The 305-nt window shown below is 60.0% G+C and carries 1 protein-coding gene; it reads right to left on the bottom strand.

The window, feature by feature from the left end:
- The coding region (locus QM609_RS29170; RefSeq protein WP_230793685.1) for a condensation domain-containing protein at positions 1-305 on the bottom strand (305 nt) is incomplete at both ends.

Below are 305 nucleotides of genomic sequence, written 5' to 3'. Positions count from 1 at the left end.
TGGTTCGGGCGTAGTAGGCGGTCATGACGTCGCGGGTCAACGGGCCCATCGAGAAGCCGTCGGTCGAGATGTGATGCATCACGAACGACAACACGAAGTCGTCATCGGCGACCTGAAAAAGCTTGGCGCGCAACGGAACCTCGACAGTGACATCGAAGCCCTGGGCGAAGAACGAATACAGCTCCGCCTGGATTCGGTCGTCTGTGACGCGTTCTGCGCCGAGATCGATCGAGACATCTTCTACCGAGCAGATCTTCTGGTAGCCGACGCCGTCGACCTCGGGGTAGACCGTGCGCAGAACCTCG

The organism is Rhodococcus sp. IEGM 1302 (assembly GCF_030056935.1).
GTDB lineage: Bacteria > Actinomycetota > Actinomycetes > Mycobacteriales > Mycobacteriaceae > Rhodococcus_F > Rhodococcus_F qingshengii.
This window is presented reverse-complemented; position numbering and strand designations above follow the sequence as displayed.